Below are 18841 nucleotides of genomic sequence, written 5' to 3' on the forward strand. Positions count from 1 at the left end.
AGCTGTGGGGTTACGGGGTGAGGCCGCGGACGTCAGCCGAGGACGGCTCTGGCGTCGAGCGCGAGGGCGCCGTCCGGGCGTACGAGCAGAGGGTTGACCTCCAGCTCGGCGATCTCGGGATGGGCCGCCGCGATCTCGGTGAGGCGGGCGACCACGGTGGCCGCCGCGGTCACGTCGACGGCCGGCCGGCCGCGTACGCCGTCGAGCAGGGCGGCGGTCCGCAGTCCGCGCAGCAGCCCGGCGGCGTGTTCGGCGGTCACGGGGGCGAGGGCGAAGGCGACGTCGCGCAGGGTCTCGGTGAGCACCCCGCCGAGGCCGACCATCGCCACCGGCCCGAACCGGGGGTCGCGTTGGACGCCGACGATCAGTTCGACGCCGTCCGAGAGGTCCGCCATGGCTTCGACGGAGTACGTCGGGGCACCGAGCCGCGCGTCCATGTCCCGGTACGCGGCCAGCAGCGCGTCCCGGTCGGCGAGCCGCAGCGCCACCCCGCCGGCGTCGGACTTGTGCAGGACGTGCAGCGCCTTCAGGACGTACGGGCCCTCGAACGCCTCGGCGGCGGCGAGCAGCCCGGCCTCGTCGGCGATCTCGCGTGCCGGCGGGAACGGCACGCCCGCCTCGGTCAGCAACGCCCGCAGACCGTGGTACGAGGGGTCGGCCGGGCGTGCCGAGGCCGGAGGTTCCGGGGCGGGCCCGGCGGGCGCGCCCGGCGGACGGCCGGTGAGAGCGGCGAGCGCGCGTGCCGCGTCCTCGGTCGCCGCGAACACCGGGATCCCGGCCTCCGCGAGCACCCGGCAGCTGGGCGAGCGGGGGTACATGGACTGCACGACGAGTGGTTTCGGCGCCGCGGCGAGGTGGCCGGCGATCTCCTTCGCTGCCCGGCGCTCCCCCTCGGCGAGGACGGATCCACCGGCCGGCCCGCCGCCCAGGCCGCCCTCGGCGGCGGCGTACCCGCCGAAGTAGCCCGTCATCAGGACGGCGTCGACCTCGTCGGCGGCCAGCAGCTGGCGGACGGCGTCGGCGTACGCGAGGGGGCGTCGCTCCCCCATTCCCGCGAGGTCGACGGGGTTGCGGACGGCGGACTGCTCCCAGAGCACGCTTCGCAGCCGCTCCTGGGTGGGGGCGCCCAGCTCGGGCACGGCGAGGCCGGTGTCCTCGGCGGCGTCGGCGGCGACGGCGCCGTGGCCGCCGCCGTCGGTGAGGACCGCCGTCCTCCGCCCCGGCGTGCGCCGCCCGCCGGCCAGGGCCGCGAGCACCACGGTCATCTCCCGGGGAGTGCGGACGAGTTCGACGCCCGCGTCGCGGCAGGCCGCGGCGACCACATCGGCCGAGCTGGTCAGTGCTCCCGTGTGCGACTGGGCGCTGCGGGCCGATGCGGTGCCACGGCCGGCGGTGAGGAGGACCACGGGCTTGCCCGCCGTGGCGGCGGCGCGGGCGAAGGCCCGGCCGTCGCCGAAGTCCTCGGCGTACACCGCGATGACGGAGGTCGGTTCGTGGCGGGCGCAGTCCTCGACGAGGTCGACGAGCGTCACGTCGGCCTGGTTGCCGAGGGAGACGAAGCGGGAGAAGCCCAGGTCGTGCGGGGCTCCGCGGAGTTGGAGTTCGAGGGCCAGGTTGCCGCTCTGGCTGAGCAGGGCCACCCGGCCGGGCGCGAACCGGTCCGAGGCCAGGTACAGCTCGGTGGTGTTGTCGGCGACGCCGAGACAGTTGGGGCCGACGAGCACGGCTCCGGCGGCCCTGACCCGCTCGGTGACGGCCCGCTGACGTGCCAGACCGGCTGAGCCGGCCTCCGCGAAGCCGGCGGTGATGGCGACGATGGCCTTCGCGCCGCAGACGAGGGCGTCGTCGACGGCCTCCTCGAAGCCGGTGCCGGGCACGGAGATCACCACCAGCTCGACCGGCTCGCCGATCTCGGCGAGGGAGGTGGCCGCCTTGCGGCCGAGCACGGTGCCGCCCCGCCGGTTGACCAGGTGCACCGGACGCCGGCCGGGGGCGCGCAGGGCCTGGGAGGCCACCGCGTGGCCGTACTTCGCCGGGTCGTCGCTGGCGCCGACCACGGCGACGGAGCGGGGGTCGAAGAGCGCGGTCAGATCGCGGGCCATCTCATCCCTCCACGCGGAGGGCGGAGTTGGGGCAGCTGTCCACGCAGGCGCGGGCCCGGTCCGCGGCGGCGGCCGGCACGTCGATGGCGACGACCCGGGCGTAGCCCCACTCGTCGAGTTCGACGAGTTCGGGGGCGTTCTCCTGGCAGAGGCCGTAGCCGTTGCACAGCGTGGCGTCCAGCAGCAGTTTCATGACGTTCCTTCCGGTGTGGCGGCCATGGGCACGACGGTTGCGATCGGGGTGGGCGGGGTCGGAGCGGACGGATCCGGGGTGGGCGGGGTCGGGATGGACGGGATCGGAGTGGGCGGGGTCGGAGTGGGCGGGGTCGGTGGGGTCACCGTCGGTACCGGCACGCTCAGGCGCGTCGGGTGGTGCGCGTCCCGCGCGGGGGCGTCGGCTCGGCACACCGGGCAGGGGGCGTCGAGGTGGGCGCGGACCGCTCCGGGGAAGGCGCGCAGCAGGCCCCCGGCGAGGCCCGCCGCGGCATCGAGCAAGCCGCACGCGCCCCGCCCGGGCAGCTCCCGCGCCCACCGGTCCAGGCGCTCGGCGGCGTCGGGTCCGGCGGTTCCGGAGGCGAGGCCGTCCAGGGCGTCGCGGATCGCGGTCGTGCCCGACACGCACACGCCGCACTGCCGTGCGCTCTCCGCCGCGAGATGGCCGACCGCTTCGAGGGTCACGCCCACCGGGCAGGCGTCGGGGGCGAGGAAGCGGATCGCTCCGCAGCCGAGGGTGGTGCCCGCGTCGGTGAGCGCGCCGGGTTCGAGGGACAGGTCCAGGGTGCGGGCCTCGACGATCCCCCCGAACAGCCCTCCCATGAGCGCGCCGGCCGCGTCGGGGGTGCCGTGGACGCCCGCGAGGGCCCGCAGGGGGACCCCGTACGGCACGTCCGTGAGGACGGGTGCGGCGCTCCCGCCCGACAGGGTGACGAGGGTGGAGCGCGCGATCGCCTCCCGCAGGTCGGGCCGGGCGGCGACGCGTGCGATCCGGGCGAGCGTCTCGACGTTGGCGATCAGGGTCGGCGCGCCCCGTACGCCCCTCTCGAAGGGGCGGGGCGGTTTGGCGGTCGGCAGGGCCGGACCGCCGTCGATCCGGCGGACGACCGCGGTCTCCTCTCCGGCGACGTAGGCCGGGTCGGTCAGCACGACGTCGACGGGCAGCGACGGTGCGCGTTCGGCGAGGGCCAGGCGGACGCGGCGAGCCGCCTCGGGGTCGGAGAGGTAGACGTAGCCGTGTGCGGCGCCGGTGATCGCGGCGGCGTGTGCGAGGCCGTCGAGGACGAGGTGCGGGCGGGCCCGCAGGAGCCAGCGGTCCTTGACCGAACCGGGCTCGCCCTCCTCGCCGTTGGCCACGACGACGGGGGCGCCGGCACCCGTGGTGGCGTCCGCGGCGCTCCCCCGTTCGCGGCGCCCGTGCTCGCGTACGGCGCGGAGCTTGACGGAGGCGGGGAATCCGGCGCCGCCGCGGCCGCGCAGACCACAGGCGTCGAGGTGACGCAGCAGCTCGTCGGGGTCGGGGGTGCCGGCGTAGCCGCCGGTGGCCTCGTACGCCGCGGCGCCCTCGGTCGCGTACGGCGTCGCGCCCAGGAGGGAACCGGGGGCGGGGGCGGTCGGGTGACGGATGGTGGTCGGGGTGCGTTCGGTGGTCGGCGCCCCGGCGACGCTCCGCGGGCGGTCGGCCATCGGAGCGCGGCTGGTGGTCACCGTGCGGCTCGTGGTCATCTGCCTTCTCCTGTACGGGCGGTGGGGGCGGGTTCCGCGGCGTGGGACCGGGCGCGCAGGAGCCGTATCGCGTCCTCCAGCGCGGCGCGGTCCCCGGCGGTGCGGCCGTATCCGGCTCCGGGAAGGCCGATGAGCATGCGGTGGTGGTCGAGGATCACCTCGGCGGCGAGCAGCGCGGCCTCGGTGGCCGTGTCCGCGTCGGTGCCCTCCTGGGCCCTCGGCTCGTCGAGTCCGTCGGCCACGGCGGTGATCAGCGCGGTGACCTCGGCGAGGTAGCGCAGCCAGCTGTGGCTGCCGCCCCGCAGGACCAGGCGTTCCACCCGGCGCCGCTCGGCGGACGCCGGCGGGGCCGGACCCACCGGGGGGTGGCGTGCGGTGGGGAGGGAGGCGCGCAGGGCGGCGACCGCTGCGGGCAGTTCCCGCTCCGGCTCGGGGGTGAGGCCGAGCCAGGCCAGGTGCCGTCGACCACTCATGTGTGCCTCCGGAGGGAAGAGGGGTGCCGTGGACGGCCGGCCGGTCGCCCTGACGGTTGCCCGTGCCCGGCCGGACGAGCCCGAGGCTCGTGCGCTTCGGTCGCGGCGGGCGGGGTGGGGAGGAGAAGGGAGGTGCGGGGCGTACACGTGCCGCGGCACGCGGAGCCGCGTCCGACGCGAGGGCCGACGCCCTGGCCGCACACCCAGCGCGACCGGACAAAGCGCAGGTCAGAGGTGCTGTAAGCGACGGAGCAGCAACAGGAACACGTTTACTGACCGATCGGTCAGGCAATAACCAAGTTAGCTGACCGATCGGTCAGCGACAAGTCTTGACCCGACGCGTTTCAGCCACCACCCTGGCTGTCCCATCGGTCAGCCGGTCCCGGCTCCCGCCCCGACCCGCTGCCCACAGCCCGGTTCGCACGCCATCGACACCCGACACCGATCGCCGCGTCCACGGCACGAGGAGTCACCGATGCACCCCAGAGCCCCCGCACCCACCACCGACACGACCCGCACGGCCGCCCAGGCCCTTCCCGCGTCCGCCCTGTCGGCCCGCCACTACACCGATCCCGCCCTCGCCGCCGCCGAGACCCGGAAGGTCTTCGCCAGGTCCTGGCAGCTCGTCTGCCACGAATCCGACCTCGCCGGCCCCGGGGCCCGGCTCACCGCCACCGTCGCCGACCGTGAGGTCCTGGTCGTCCGCACGGAGGACGGCGGCCTCGCCGCCCATCTGAACGTCTGCCGCCATCGCGGCACCCGGCTGGTCACCACCCCCGAACCGGCCGGAAAGGCGATCCGCTGCCCGTACCACGGCTGGACCTACCGCCTCGACGGCAGCCTGGTCGGCGCCCCCGAGGCCCGGCAGATCCCGTGTCTCGACCGGCCCAGCCTCGGCCTGTTCCCGGCCCGGGTCGAGTCCTTCCTCGGCTTCGTCTTCGTCAACCTCGACCCCGACGCCGTACCGCTCGCCGAGAGCTGCGCGGGACTCGCCGAGGCGATCGGCCACTACGCGGGAGCGGACCTGGTGCCGGTCGGCCGTGACCGGATCCACGACCTGGCACGCGCCGAGGTCCAGCAGGCCAACTGGAAGGTGGCCGTGGACAACTACCTGGAGGGGTACCACGTGCCCGTCGCCCACCCCGGCCTGATGCGGCTGCTCGACTACCAGGGCTACGGCTGCGAGATCCACGACTCCTACGTGCTGTTCACCTCGCCGCTGCGCGACAAGCCCTCCTCCAACTGGGCCGAGCGGCTCTACCAGCGCGTGGCCGCGCCGATGCCCGGCCTCACCGAGGCCGACCGGAGGGTCTGGCGGTACGCCGTGATCTACCCGAACACCCTCATCGACTTCTACCCCGACCACGTGCTCGCCTGGACCGCCCTGCCGACCGCGGTCGACCGGGTGGCCGTCCCCGGCGGCTTCTACACCCGTCGCGGAAGCGGCCTGCGCACGCGACTCGCCCGGCGCCTGAACATGCACATCGGCTGGATCACCAACGACGAGGACGCCGAGCTGGTCGCGCGGGTCCAGCACGGCCTGTCCACGCCGGGGTTCGAGCCCGGACCGCTGTCCCGGCGCGAACTCGCCGTCGGCTGGTTCGCCGACCGCGTCCGCGCGGACCTCGCCGAGCGGCCCGGACCCACGGAGCCGGCCGGACCCGACGAGGCCGCTCCCGGCCCCCCGGTGCCCTGAGCAGGCGGATCGCACCGCCGTACGGCCCCGTCGGCAGTCCACCGCGCCATCCCGCCGTACGACCGCGTCGGCAGTCCACCGCGCCACCCCGCCGTACGACCGCTTCGACGCCTCACCGTACGACCGCGTCGCACCCGCCGCACCGCACCCATCCCTCGCTCCACCCCACGCCGTACCGCCGGCGGCCGGTTCCGTCCGTCCCGTGCCGGAACTCCGCATCCCGCGTACGCGCCCGGACCGACGCCCCGCGCGCCACGGCGCCGTACGTTCTCACCCGCCGTCCCCCAGCGGCCCCTACGGAGAGGACCCCATGTCCCCCGAGGCACGTTCCCTGTCCCGCCGCTCGCTGCTCCGCGCGGGCATGAGCACCGCCGTCGGCCTGACGGCGGCCGGCTGCGGATTCGTCGCCGCCTCCGACGCCGCAGACCGGGCGGCCGCCGACGCCCCGATCGACGTCAAGGTCGACGGCGACCTCGTCTACTTCAACTGGGCCGACTTCGTCGATCCGGCCGTCTTCGCGGGTTTCTCCCGGGAGTACGGGGTCAAGGTCGTCCAGTCGAACTACGACTCCATGGAAGGCATGGCGGCCAAGCTCAACACCGGCAACCGCTACGACGTCGTCTTCCCCAGCGCGAAGTGGGCGGAGCGCCTCTCCCGAGGAGGCCGGCTGCGCCGGATCGACCACGCCCGCCTGAGGAACGCCGAGTCCGTGTTCGGCACGTACGACTACTTCGCCGACCCCTGGTACGACCCGGGCTCCGCACACACCGTCCCCTTCACCATGTACAAGACCGGCATCGGCTGGCGCCGGGACCGGCTCGGTGACCTGACCGGTTCCTGGGACGACCTGTGGGACGACCGGGCCGAGGGCAAGGTCTTCGTCCTCGACGACCGCGACGAGGTCCTCGGCATCGGCGCGCTCAAGCACGGCCTCCCCCTCACCACCGGCAGTCCCGGGGACCTCGACCGCGTCACCGAGACCCTGCGCACCCTGCGCCCCCGGCTGCGCGGCTTCTCCAGCGACAGCTACAACAACCTGCTCAACGGCAACGCCGACATGACCCAGGCGTGGAGCGGCGACATGGCCGCGATGCTCGCCCAGGCGAAGGACCCGTCCGTCTTCGGCTTCGAGACCGCGCGCGAGGGCGCCCCCGTCAACTCCGACTGCTACGCCATCCCGGCCGACGCACCGCACCCGGGCACCGCCATGCTCTTCATCGACTACATGCTCCGACCGGAGAACGTGAAGCGGAACATCGAGTACATCGGCTACCCGATGCCGGTGCGCGGCACCGAGGACACCTACAGCGCGCTCGTGGAGCCCTTCCCCCAGTGCCTCGTGACCGCCGGCGAGCTCAGGGACGACCGGTTCTTCCGCAACGGCACCGCGGCGGGCGAGAAGGCCCGCGATGCCGCCTGGACCGACGTGAAGGCGGGCTGACATGGCCGACACGGCCCGTACTCCACGCTCCGTCAGGAAGCACGCCCGGGAGCGGCTGTGGACCTGGCTGATGCTCCCCGGCACGGCGTGGATGACCGTCTTCCTGGTGGCCTCCCTGATCCTCGTGGCCACCCTGGCGTTCGGCACCACCGACCCCCTCGGCAACCCGCGCTTCGGGTTCGTCCTCGACAACATCACCGCCCTCGCCGACCCGGCGTACCTCACCGTCCTGCTGCGCTCCCTCGGCTACGCCCTCGTCACGTGCGTCGTCTGTCTGCTCGTCGCCTATCCCGTCGCCTACGCCATCGCGACCGGCGGCGGCCGGTACAAGAACCTGCTGATCGCGGCGATCGTCGTACCGTTCTTCGCCAACTACCTGGTGCGGATGTACGGCTGGTCGGTCGTCCTGTCCGACGACGGCCCGCTGCTGCGGGCGCTGCGCGCGATCGGCCTCGCCGACGCGGGGACCCGGATCCTGCAGACCGGCGCGGGGGTCGTCGCCGGGCTCGTCTACGGCTTCATCGTGTTCATGATCATCCCCTTGTACGCGGCGATGGAACGCATGGACACCTCGCTCATCGAGGCCGGCCGCGACCTCTACGCCGGACCGCTGCGGACCTTCCTGTTCGTCACCGTCCCGGCCACCCGGCAGGGCGCGGCCGCAGGCTGCGTCCTGGTGCTGCTGCCCGCCATGGGTGACTTCGTCAGCGCCCAACTGATGGGAGGACCCGACCAGATCATGATCGGCAACCTGATCCAGGACAAGTTCTTCCAGGGCCAGAACTGGCCCCTCGGTTCCGCCCTCACCATGCTGCTGATGGGCGTCCTCTTCCTCGGGATGCTCGGCTACCTGCGGCGCACCCGCAAGGACGAGGCGGAGGCGGTCCGATGACGGCCGTCCACGGCCGCCGTCGCGGCGCCGGGCGCCGGCCCCGGTTCGCCATCGCCGTCACCGCGGTGTTCTTCGCGCTCCTCTACGTCCCCATCGGCGTGGTCGTCCTCTTCTCCTTCAACTCGAAGAAGTCCCTGACCGTCTTCGACGGCGTCAGCCTCCGCTGGTACGGGGCGTTCCTGCGCGACGAGGTGCTCCTCGACTCGCTCGGCATGAGCCTGCGGATCTCCCTCGTCGCCATGGCGGGATCGGTGGTGCTGGGCGTCGCCCTGGCGCTCGGCCTGGTCCGCGCGCGCAACCGGCTCGGGTCCTTCGCGGGACTCGTGATGCTCGTCCCGCTCATCACCCCGGAGATCGTCACGGGCGTCGCGGCGATGCTCCTGTTCAAGGGCCTCGGCATCACCCTGTCCTCGACGACCGTGACGCTCGCCGAGATCACCTTCTCCATCTCCTACGTGACGGTGATCCTGCGCTCCCGGGTCGCCGCGCTCAACCCGGAGATCGAGGAGGCCGCCATGGACCTCGGGGCCACCCGTCGGCAGGCCGTGCGGCTGGTGACGCTGCCCGCCCTGCTGCCGAGCGTCCTGGCCTCCGCCGTCCTCGTCTTCGCCCTGGTCTTCGACGACTTCGTCCTCGCGTACTTCACCACCGGCGTCGATCCCCAGCCGCTGTCGGTCCGCATCTACTCCGCGATCCGGTTCGGCGTCCAGCCCACCATCAACGCCGTCGGCACCCTGATGCTGGCGGGCTCCGTGGGGCTCATCGCCCTCGCCCTCGTCATCCCGCGCCTGTTCGGCCGGCGCGGCGGCCTCGACCTGCTCTCCGGGAAGTGAACGCCATGCACCCGCTGCCCCCCGACCTCCTGCCCCCGCACCCCGCTCATGCCGATCCCGCCGTCCGGCTCGACCGGGTCGGCAAGCGCTACCCGGGCGCCGCCGCTTCCGCCGCCTCTTTGGAATCCGGTGACGCGTCCGGTTCCCGCGGTTCCTCCGCGTACGCGGTGCACGGCATCAGCCTGGACATCGCCCCCGGCGAGTTCTTCTCCCTCCTGGGCCCCTCCGGCTGCGGCAAGACCACCCTGCTGCGCATGATCGGCGGGTTCGCCGACCCCACCGAGGGCCGCGTCCTGCTCGCGGGCGAGGACGTGACGGGACTGCCGCCCCACCGGCGTGACGTCAACACCGTCTTCCAGAGCTACGCGCTCTTCGACCACCTCACCCTCGCCGACAACGTGGCCTTCGGCCTCAAGCGCAAGGGTGTCGCCCGCACCGAGATCCGGCGCCGCGTCGCCGACATGCTCGACCTCGTCCAGCTGGGCGACCTGGCCGGCCGCCGGCCGGCCACGCTCTCCGGCGGACAGCGGCAGCGCGTCGCCCTCGCCCGCGCCCTGGTCAACCGCCCGCAGGTGCTGCTGCTCGACGAACCGCTGGCCGCCCTCGACCTGAAGCTCCGGCGCCGGATGCAGGTCGAGCTCAAGCAGATCCAGCGCGAGGTCGGCATCACGTTCCTGTTCGTCACCCACGATCAGGACGAGGCCCTGACCATGTCGGACCGGCTCGCCGTCATGAACGAGGGCCGCATCGAGCAGTGCGGAACGCCCGAGGACGTGTACGAACGCCCCACCAGCAGCTTCACCGCCTCGTTCCTCGGCACGTCCAACCTGGTCCCCGGCACCTACCGGGCCGGACGCGTGCTGATCGACCAGGGGCCCGAGCTGCCCGTCGGCGAGCGCCCCGGAGTGACCGACGGCAGCAGGGTCAACGTCTCCCTGCGCCCCGAGAAGATCTGGCTCTCCGACTTCGAGGACGGAATGGCCCGGGTCACCGGCACCGTCCGGGAGACCGTCTACTCGGGGCCCACCACCACGTACCTCATCGATCTGGCCCCGGGCGTCACCGTGCACGTCCTGGAGCAGAACACCGCCCGCTCCCGCAGGGAGGACCGCTGGAGCGGCGGCGAGGAGGTCGAACTCGGCTGGCGTCCCGAGCACTGCCTGGTCCTGGACTGACGACGGCCCACCGGAGGAACACCATGAACCACGACGTCATCGTGCTCGGCGCCGGACTCGCCGGACTGGCCGCCGCCCGCGACCTCGCCGCCGGGGGTGCCGACGTCCTCGTCGTCGAGGCCCGCGACCGGGTCGGCGGCCGGGTGGAGCAGACCGCCCTGCCCGACGGCCGCCTCGTCCAGCTGGGCGGGGAGGTCGTCGGCACGGCCCACACCGCGTACACGGACCTCGTCGCCGAACTCGGCCTGACCCTGGTCCCCAGCTACGTCGCCGCACCGGGGCTCCTCGCCCGCGCCATCCCCGAGGGCGTCGGCGCCGGGGACCCTCCGCACTGGTTCGGGCCCGGCGACGAGGCCGCGCACCGGAAGGTGACCGCCGCCTTCGCCGCGCTGTCCGCGACCGTCGACCCCGACGACCCCTGGGCCCACCCGGAGGCCATCGCCCTCGACCGGCTGTCCGTGGCCGGCTGGCTGCGCGACCAGGGGGCGAGTCCGGCCGTCGTGCGCCTCTGGGAGATCGGCCAACTGGCCCTCGCCGACGGGTCGTACGAGCGCACGTCACTGCTCGCCGCACTGCGCAAGCACGCCGCCGTGCCGGGTCTCGGTCACTACGAGTACGACGCCTGGGAGGGGCTGCGGGTCGCCGAGGGCTCGGCGACCGTGGCCCTGCGGATGGCTGCCGGGCTCGACGGCAGGATCCGCACCGGCGCGCCCGTCGTGTCACTCACGGTCCGCGGCGGCGGCTGCTCGGTGGGGCTCGCGGGAGGCGAGACGCTCACCGCGGACGCGGTCGTCAGCGCCCTGCCCGCCGGCCCGTTCCGCAGCATCGCCGTCACCGGGGTGAGCGAGGAGCGCCTCGCCTCCCTGCACCGCCAACGCCACGCGCTCGCCGCCAAGTTCGTCGCCGTCTACGACCGGCCGTTCTGGCACGACCTCGGCCTCAGCGGCCTGTCCGAATGCGAAGGGGTCCTGGGCAGCACCTGGCCGCAGAACGAGGCCGTCCTGTCCGCCCTCGTCCCGCCCGAGAGGTACGCCGTCCTGCTCGGCGCCCCCGCGCCCGTGCGCGCCGCCGAACTCCTCGCCGAGATCGCCCGGTTGTACGGCGACCAGGCCCGCCGCCCCCTCGCCGCGTACCTGCGGCTGTGGGGCACCGACCCCTGGACCCAGGGCTACGTCACCCATTGGGTCCCCGGCGACGTCATGGCCGTCGGCCCCCGTCACGGCACCCACGAACCGCCCTTCTACGTCTGCGGATCCGACCAGTGGGTGGCCGGCTACATGGAGGGCGCCGTCCGCACGGGACGCGCCGCCGCGAAGGAGGCGCTGCGCCGTGGCTGACGCGCTGCTGAACCACATCGGCGGCGAGGACCGCCCGGCCGCCTCGGGCGCGACCTCCGAACTGGTCGCTCCCGCGACCGGGCGGGTGCACGGCCGCGCGCCGCGCTCCGGCCCGGTGGACACCGACGCGGCCTGCGCGGCCGCCGCGGCCGCGTACGGCCCCTGGTCCGTCACCTCGCCGGCCGAACGACAGCGGGCCCTGCTCGCCGTCGCCGAGGCCGTCGAGGCCCACGCGGACGAGCTGACCGCCGCCGAGACGACCGACACCGGGAAGCCCGCGGAACAGTTCCGTACGGAGGAACTCCCCGCCGTCGCGGACACCTTCCGCTACTTCGCCGGGGCCGCCCGCAACCTCCCGGGCCCCGCCGCGGCCGAGTACACCGAGGGCCGCACCTCCCTGCTGCGGCGCGAACCGGTCGGCGTCTGCGCCCAGATCACCCCGTGGAACTACCCCCTGCTGATGGCCGCGTGGAAGATCGCGCCCGCCCTCGCCGCCGGCAACACCACCGTCCTCAAACCCGCCGACACCACCCCTTCCTCCTCCGTCCTGCTCGCCCGGATCGCCGCCGCCCACCTGCCCCCGGGCGTCCTCAACGTCGTGTGCGGCGACCGCGACACCGGCCGCGCGCTCACCGCGCACCCCGCCGTCGCCCTGATCGCGCTCACCGGCAGCGTCCGCGCCGGCCAGGAGATCGCCGCCACGGCCGCCGACGGTCTCAAGCGGCTCCACCTCGAACTGGGCGGCAACGCACCGGTGATCGTCCACGACGACGTCGACGTCCCCGACACCGCCGCGGCCCTGGCCCGGATCGCCTTCTACAACGCCGGCCAGGACTGCACCGCGCCCACCCGCTTCCTCGTCCACGCCCGTGTCCACGACGCCTTCCTCGGCGCCCTCGCCTCCGCCGCCGCTGCCCTGCGCCCCGGCACCGATCTCGGACCGCTCAACAGCGGGGCCCAGCTGGCCTCGGTCCGCGCCCTGCTCGACCGGCTGCCCGGGCACGCGCGGATCGTCGCGGGCGGCACGCGGCCCGCACGGCCCGGCTTCTTCCACGCGCCCACCGTGGTCGCCGGGGTGCGGCAGGACGACGAGATCGTCCAGGAGGAGGTCTTCGGACCGGTCGTGACCGTGCAGCCCTTCACCGACGAGGCGGAGGCGCTGCGGCTCGCCGACGACGTCCGCTTCGGGCTCGCCGCGAGCGTGTGGACCCGGGACCATGACCGTGCGATGCGGGCGACCAGGGCCCTGCACACCGGGATCGTGTGGGTGAACACGCATGGCACCACCGTCTCCGAGATGCCCCACGGCGGGGCCAAACACTCCGGCTACGGCAGCGACCTGTCCCTGTCCGGCCTCCTCGACTACACCCGGCCCAAGCACGTCATGCTCTGAGCGCCCGCCGCGCGCACCCGTGCGCCGGGTTGGCGGCCTCCGGGGCAGGGGAAGCCACCAGGGGCCGCCGGGTCGGTCCCGTGCGTCGCGCGTACGGGCCGGAGGGGGGCGGCCGCCCGGTACTTCCCGTGACGGAATGGGGGGAGCTCAGCACATGACCACCGCCGCGTTCAGGAACAAGGCGACCCTGACGTACTCGATCGCCTTCTTCGGACACCCGGACATGGAAGGAAAGTTCGAGCGCCACTCTCACTCCCTCCCCGAGGGGGACAACTACTACCAGGACCTTCCCGAGCCCACCGGCTCGGTCTTCGCCCGCGAGAACGCCTACCAGCACGGCAAGGACGCCGAACGCCAGGTGATCAACCTCCTCGCCGACAAGATCTACGACCACCTGCGCTGCACGAGCACCGACGACTACACGACGCGGATCAGGACGGTCCGCGGGGGGACGCTGGACCTGTACTCCGACATGGGCCCCTGCCACTCCTGCCGCTCGGTGATCGCGGCCTTCCGCAAGGACTTCCCGGCACTGACCGTCACGGTCCGCTACCGCAACGCCGTGAGGGGTGGACGATCCGCGGCCCTGATGGAGGCGGGCGGCGGCCTGTACGGGGCCTACGGCATCGGCGACGCCACCCAGGGCCGCGACGAACTGTGGAGCAAGACCTACCCGGGCGTCCCGGTGTTCGGGGTCACCGGAACCTTCGCCGTCCAGCACGCCAAGGGCAGGTACACCGGCTCCGTGACCACCGCCGACGAACGGCCGTACTCCTCGTACCTGTACCCGGTACCGGGTGAGAACAGCGCGGAACGCGACGCGGTGACCGCCGTCCTGGACCTCATCGCCCGGGGGCTCGGCACCCAGCTGTCACCCCGGACGCCGTTGGACCCGCCCGTCTTCCGGCGTGCGGTCCAGGGCGCCTCGGGCACCGTCCGGCTCGACTGCGACCGCGGGATCGTCCAGCAGGGGCGGAAGTCGGTCGCGGCGTTCCAACGGGACTTCCCCAAGGTGTCCGTCGAGGTGGCCTTTCCGGGCACCGGACCGATGGTCGACGGCCGCGGCTACACCGACGCCCTCCGGCAGACCGACGGGACCTGGCTGAAGTCCTTCCCCGCCGCCACGTAGCGCCCCGAGCCGGAGGCTCCTCGCCGGCCGGGGGCACGAGCCACCCCCGGCCGGGATCCGGAACCTCCGGCACCGGGCCCTCGGGTCAGCGCAGGGCGAGGGCGACGATCTGGGTGACCGCGTCCTTGTCGAAGTTGTCGTCGCTGACGAGGACCAGCGTCCGCTCGCCGGTCGGGAGGACCGGTCCCCAGGTCATGCCTTCGGTGTTGTCGACCGTCGACAGGCCGAGGGTGTGGAAGTCGGCGACGAGCCTCTTGCGCATGGGCACGACCCGCTGCCCGGCCAGGGAGTCCGTCGCGCGCACGTCGGTGGCGCCGCGCGTGGTGGCGTCGTACAGACGGATCTTGTACCCGGAGCCGGCGACCCACGTCCGTTCGAGCACCAGGTAGCGGTCGGGGTCGTCGGGGAAGGCGAGGAGGGAGGGGACGCCCGTGTCGGGGCCCCAGGGGCTGTTCGGGTCGGACTCGGCGAAGATCTTCTCGATGGGGTAGGCGAACTGTCCCAGCACCCGCCCGCCGCGGCTCTGCTGCGTGACGCGCACCAGCGCGCCGTGCGTCAGGTCCGGCACCGGGCCGTCCTGGAGCAGCGGGCCCTCGATCGCGCTGGTCACGATCCGGCCCCGGGCGCCGAAGGTGAGCGCTTCGACCGCCTGGTTCCGGCGGGGGCCGCGCTCCGGCGTGATCAGGTAGTTCTCGGGCAGCCGCAGCCTCCCGCGGTGGGTGCCGTCCGGCTCGGAGATCTCGATGGACGGCTGGATCACGGGAGGGCCGACGACGGCGGGCCGGTCTCCCTCCTGACCCCACCAGTAGGCGCAGTCGAGCGGGTCGACGCGGATCTCCTCGGGGTCGATCGCCTTGCCGTCGCCGAGCGCGGGCGAGGGGTAGACCGATCCGTCCGGCTGAAGGAGGGGGTGGGTGCCGGTGAGGTCGACGGCGTGCACGCCGCCCGCGTCGACATCCAGCTTCGCGGTGTAGAAGCGCGCGGGCTGGAGGAAGGACCGGTCGTCGCTGATGAGGACGTACTCGCCGGTGCAGCGATCGCGGTCGATGCCGGAGAGGCCGCCGACCGTGGTTCCCCGGAAGTCGAGCTTGTGCGGAAGGATCTTCTCGCCGAGCAGTCGGGCCTGCACCGCGCGCGTGGCGTCCGGCCCCGGGGAGGCGGGTTGCGGTGCGGCCGCGACGGCGGGAGCCAGCGTGGACGTGAGCATCAGGGCCGCGGCGCAGGCGCGGCGGATCAGGGAGGCACTCATGCCGATGATCATGGCCCGGCCGGCAGGCGCTCCGCAGTCGCCCACGCGGGTGTTCCTTGCGGGTACTCGGCCGTCTTCTCGCCGACCGGTCGGACGGTCTGATGAACAGTCACCTGCCGCGTCTTCGATCGCGTCGGAAAACCTTGACGCGTCGGAGAATTCCGACGTATCGTTGCGGCATGCCGACCGACGTGTTCAGCGTTCTGGCCAACCCGGTACGCCGCAGACTGCTCGAAACGCTGCGTGACGGCCCCCGATCGACGGGCGAGCTGGCCGGGCTGTTCGAGCTGGGCAGGCCCGCGGTCTCCGAACACCTGGCGGTGCTCCGTACCGCCGGGCTCGTGCGCGAGGAGCCCCGCGGCCGGCACCGCTTCTACCACCTCGAAGCGGCCCGGCTGGCCGAGGTGGGCGAGTGGCTGCATCCGTTCGAGCACCACTGGAACCGGCGCCTGGACGCGCTGTCCGATCTCCTGGACGAGGAAGAGAAGGAGGAGAAGTCGTGAGCGACGCCGACTCGATCACCTGTGAGAGGTTCCTGCCCCACCCGCCGGCGGCGGTCTGGAGGGCCCTGACCGATCCCGCGCTGCACGCGCGCTGGTGGGCCGCGGGCGACATCAAGCCCGTCGTCGGGCACCGCTTCACCCTGGACATGGGGGGCTTCGGCCGGCAGCCCTGCGAGGTGACCGAGGTGGACGAGGAGCGACTGCTCGCCTACCGCTTCGCCGAGGGCTCCCTGGACACGACCCTCACCTGGACGCTTCGGCCGGAGAACGAGGGCACCCTCCTGACCCTCGTCCACGCGGGCTTCGACCTCGACTCCCCCATGGGCCGTCAGGCGTACGAAGGCATGGGCAGGGGCTGGCCCCACGTCCTGGACAACCTCGGCGAACTCCTCGGGCCGTCCGCCTGACACCGGCGGCCCGTCTGCGGGCGGAGCAGGGGAAGGCGACGGACACGCCGCCGAGGTACCCGACCCCTCGCGGAGCCGGCCGACGTCCGCCGGCGCCGATACGACCTGGTGGACGCGGCGTGCGCAGACCATACTGGTCGGGCCCCGATCACCCACTGAATGGTTCCATGGCCACCAACAGCACTTCATCGACCATCGCCCCCGGCACCGCGTGGCTCCTGCGGGGGCGTCATCTCGGGCCCGATGCGGAGCAGGACGTCCGGCGCAACCTGATCGCGCTCAAGTCGGCCCGGGTGATCGACGACTTCCTGGACCTCGACCCCGTCGAGGCGGCGCGGTCCACGGACCTGTTCCCCCGGGACGGGTCCGCCGACCCCGGTCCGTCGGCCCGTCGTGTCTTCGAGGCGCGCTGGCGCGTGGCCGACGACGTCACCGTACGCGCGCAACTGACCACCTACGACCCCGAGTCCCGCCGCGCCGGGCGGGACGGCACGTCCTGGGTGCTCGCCGCCGAGGCGGAGCGGGCGTGGGAAGAGGACTGGGCCTCCCCCGCCACCATGTTCTGGCCCGACAGCGACCAGGTCGCCTGGGACCACGAAGAGGCACCGGGCGTGCGTCTGCGGACGGCGAACCATCTGCCGAAGGACGACGGCGAGCTGCGGCGCCTGCTTAGGGACTGCACCCAGAAGAGCTGGGCCATCCACATCGTGGTGCACGAGGCGATGACGCCGGACGCCCCGGGCCGGCGACCGGTCACGGTGTTCCTGCCGCCGAGCCTCAGGCACCGGGTCGTCGAGCACCGGGCCACGCCGGACCAGGCACTGATCGCCGACTTCGCGATGAAGCGCGAGCTGGGCGTGGGACTGCCGCGCGGCGGCGCCGTCATCCTGCCCCCGGCGCCGCGGGCGCCTGACCACGACGCGGAGCGCTTCACGGTGCGCGACGTCTTCCTGGACGGTACGGAGCCGACCGAACTCCGCTCGAAGATCCTGGAGTTCGCCGCGCTGCCGCGCCCGCTTCCGGCCGACGCCGAGCGGGCACTGACACGGCTGCGGCAGGGCTGGCACCTACTCACCCAGGAGGAGGAACTCGTCCACGCGCGGGCCATGGTCACGACGTACGCCACGGCACTCCACGCGATGACGGAGTCCTGCAACCTCTATCAGGAGGCGGCGGAATCGGCGCTCGCCGCACTGGCCGAGGCGACCGGCGGCGAGCATCAGCTCCGGACACCCGCTCCGACGGCCGCCAAGCAGGACGCCTCCCCCTTGAAGAGCCTCACGAAGACCTTCAGCGCGTTCCGGCGCCCGAACAGATGAAGCGGGGGGTCCGGTGCCGTGCGCCCCGGGCCCTCAGGGAGCCGCCGGTACGGACTCCTCGGTCAGCAGGGAGAGCCGGCTCGCCGTACGGTCGATGTCGGTGGGAAGGCCGTCACCGCCGAGGGCCTCGGCCAACGACGTGCGGCCGATCAGCGTGAGGTGGACGTCGCGGTCGCACAGCACGTCGACGAGGTTGGCGAAGCGCTGGGCGGCGTCACTGCCGGCCTCGGCGAGACGGGGCAGCCCGGAGAGCACCCATCGTGGATGGGCGTCGGCGAGCGCGAGGTAGTCCATCGTGGAGTGGGGGCGGTCGCAGAGGTCGTCGAAGTCGAACCAGACCAGGTCGTCGCGTACGGCGAGGGCCTCGACGGTGCCGTGGCCGACCGGCACCGTTCGCCGCTCCTCGGGCCGCGGCGGCACCGTGCCCGCCCCGAGCGAGTCCAGGTCACCCGCGTGCCGGAGGTAGCGGCCCCCGGCGAAACCGGTGAGTTCGCGGGAGGCACCCCGGGCGGAGCGGTAGTCGGGGCCTCCGGTCAGACCGACGACGTCCAGGGAGCGTTCGAGGAGGGCGATGGTCGGCTCGAACAGCGGGTGGAACACCGGGTTGGGCAGCAGACCGGACGGCGGGTAGTTGGACGTGGCCAGGAGCGTCGTGCCGCGCGCCATGAGCGCGCTGACGACCCGGCCCATCAGCATCGCGTCGCCCGCGTCGTGCACGTGGAACTCGTCGAAGTACAGGAACCGGCAGTCCCCGAGCAGTTCGGCCACCGCGAGCTCGCCCGCCCGGGGCTCGTCGCGGTGCCGGGCGTAGGCGGCGTGGAACTGACGGAAGAACTCGTGGAAGTGGAGTCGCCGCTTCTCCTCGACGCGGACGGTCTCGAAGAGGGTGTCGGACAGCCAGCTCTTCCCGCGGCCGACCGACCCCCACAGGTACACGCCGCGCACCGGCTCGGACACGGCCCGGCCGAACCAGCGCCGCCGTCCGCCACGCTCCAGCGCCTCGCCGAGCAGGACCAGGCGCGCGGCGACCGCCCGCTGTCCGTCGTCCAGCACCAGGCCGTCTCGCGCCGCCGCCTGCTCGAACCGCTCCATCACGTCGCCCCCCTGAAAGGATCATGTTCATGATCTCCTCGGGCACCCTACGCGCATCGTGATCAACGACGCGCGCGGGGC

General features: G+C 73.5%; 17 protein-coding genes. 11 read left to right on the forward strand and 6 right to left on the reverse strand.

Annotation, left to right across the window (positions count from 1 at the left end; genetic code table 11):
* Positions 1–32: 32 nt before the first annotated feature.
* From ABTY59_RS24115 to ABTY59_RS24130, 4 genes are read right to left on the reverse strand one after another with little or no spacing between them, the layout of a single operon-like run.
* Complete coding sequence (locus ABTY59_RS24115) at positions 33–2102, reverse strand: acetate--CoA ligase family protein (protein ID WP_352021080.1); 2070 nt, start codon at positions 2100–2102, stop codon at positions 33–35.
* Between the two features lies 1 nt (position 2103).
* A complete protein-coding gene (locus ABTY59_RS24120) occupies positions 2104–2295 on the reverse strand; it encodes a ferredoxin (RefSeq protein WP_352021081.1) in 192 nt (63 codons plus the stop codon).
* Positions 2292–3821 carry an NADH-ubiquinone oxidoreductase-F iron-sulfur binding region domain-containing protein gene (locus ABTY59_RS24125; protein ID WP_352021082.1) on the reverse strand — a complete coding sequence of 510 codons (1530 nt, stop codon included), beginning with the start codon at positions 3819–3821 and terminating at the stop codon, positions 2292–2294. The genes ABTY59_RS24120 and ABTY59_RS24125 overlap by 4 nt, the downstream gene beginning before the upstream one ends.
* Positions 3818–4294, reverse strand: coding sequence for a hypothetical protein (locus tag ABTY59_RS24130; RefSeq protein WP_352021083.1), 477 nt, complete (start codon positions 4292–4294; stop codon positions 3818–3820). The genes ABTY59_RS24125 and ABTY59_RS24130 overlap by 4 nt, the downstream gene beginning before the upstream one ends.
* A 475-nt stretch (positions 4295–4769) precedes the next feature.
* Between ABTY59_RS24130 and ABTY59_RS24135 the strand changes: the two genes are divergently transcribed.
* From ABTY59_RS24135 to ABTY59_RS24170, 8 genes are all read left to right on the forward strand, one after another.
* Positions 4770–5990: an aromatic ring-hydroxylating oxygenase subunit alpha gene (locus ABTY59_RS24135; protein WP_352021084.1), complete on the forward strand. Its 1221-nt coding sequence runs from the start codon at positions 4770–4772 to the stop codon at positions 5988–5990.
* Positions 5991–6300: 310 nt separating this feature from the next.
* Positions 6301–7431 carry a polyamine ABC transporter substrate-binding protein gene (locus ABTY59_RS24140; protein ID WP_352021085.1) on the forward strand — a complete coding sequence of 377 codons (1131 nt, stop codon included), beginning with the start codon at positions 6301–6303 and terminating at the stop codon, positions 7429–7431.
* 1 nt (position 7432) lies between these two features.
* Positions 7433–8323 (forward strand): ABC transporter permease, encoded by an 891-nt coding sequence (locus ABTY59_RS24145; RefSeq protein WP_352021086.1) that lies wholly within the window; start codon positions 7433–7435, stop codon positions 8321–8323.
* A complete protein-coding gene (locus ABTY59_RS24150; protein WP_352021087.1) occupies positions 8320–9156 on the forward strand; it encodes an ABC transporter permease in 837 nt (278 codons plus the stop codon). The genes ABTY59_RS24145 and ABTY59_RS24150 overlap by 4 nt, the downstream gene beginning before the upstream one ends.
* A gap of 5 nt (positions 9157–9161) precedes the next feature.
* On the forward strand, positions 9162–10331 hold the full coding sequence (locus ABTY59_RS24155) for an ABC transporter ATP-binding protein (protein WP_352021088.1): 1170 nt from the start codon (positions 9162–9164) through the stop codon (positions 10329–10331).
* Positions 10332–10354: 23 nt separating this feature from the next.
* Entirely contained in the window at positions 10355–11668 is a 1314-nt protein-coding gene (locus ABTY59_RS24160; RefSeq protein ID WP_352021089.1) for a flavin monoamine oxidase family protein, read from the forward strand.
* Positions 11661–13061 carry an aldehyde dehydrogenase family protein gene (locus ABTY59_RS24165; protein WP_352021090.1) on the forward strand — a complete coding sequence of 467 codons (1401 nt, stop codon included), beginning with the start codon at positions 11661–11663 and terminating at the stop codon, positions 13059–13061. Before ABTY59_RS24160 ends, ABTY59_RS24165 begins: the two co-directional genes overlap by 8 nt.
* A gap of 154 nt (positions 13062–13215) precedes the next feature.
* Entirely contained in the window at positions 13216–14190 is a 975-nt protein-coding gene (locus ABTY59_RS24170; RefSeq protein ID WP_352021091.1) for a deaminase domain-containing protein, read from the forward strand.
* Between the two features lie 85 nt (positions 14191–14275).
* Here the strand turns inward: ABTY59_RS24170 and ABTY59_RS24175 are convergent, their stop codons facing one another.
* The gene (locus ABTY59_RS24175) at positions 14276–15439 is read right to left on the reverse strand and encodes an esterase-like activity of phytase family protein (protein ID WP_352021092.1); all 1164 of its coding nucleotides are present in this window, start codon (positions 15437–15439) and stop codon (positions 14276–14278) included.
* 179 nt (positions 15440–15618) lie between these two features.
* Between ABTY59_RS24175 and ABTY59_RS24180 the strand changes: the two genes are divergently transcribed.
* From ABTY59_RS24180 to ABTY59_RS24190, 3 genes are all read left to right on the forward strand, one after another.
* Positions 15619–15942: an ArsR/SmtB family transcription factor gene (locus tag ABTY59_RS24180; protein ID WP_352021093.1), complete on the forward strand. Its 324-nt coding sequence runs from the start codon at positions 15619–15621 to the stop codon at positions 15940–15942.
* On the forward strand, positions 15939–16349 hold the full coding sequence (locus ABTY59_RS24185; RefSeq protein ID WP_352021094.1) for an SRPBCC family protein: 411 nt from the start codon (positions 15939–15941) through the stop codon (positions 16347–16349). Before ABTY59_RS24180 ends, ABTY59_RS24185 begins: the two co-directional genes overlap by 4 nt.
* 167 nt (positions 16350–16516) lie before the next feature.
* Complete coding sequence (locus tag ABTY59_RS24190; protein WP_352021095.1) at positions 16517–17668, forward strand: hypothetical protein; 1152 nt, start codon at positions 16517–16519, stop codon at positions 17666–17668.
* A gap of 33 nt (positions 17669–17701) precedes the next feature.
* Here ABTY59_RS24190 and zapE read toward each other — a convergent pair whose 3' ends face one another.
* A complete protein-coding gene (gene zapE / locus ABTY59_RS24195) occupies positions 17702–18760 on the reverse strand; it encodes a cell division protein ZapE (RefSeq protein WP_352021162.1) in 1059 nt (352 codons plus the stop codon).
* Positions 18761–18841 lie beyond the last annotated feature (81 nt).

The organism is Streptomyces sp. NPDC096079 (genome assembly GCF_040303145.1).
Taxonomy (GTDB): Bacteria; Actinomycetota; Actinomycetes; order Streptomycetales; family Streptomycetaceae; genus Streptomyces.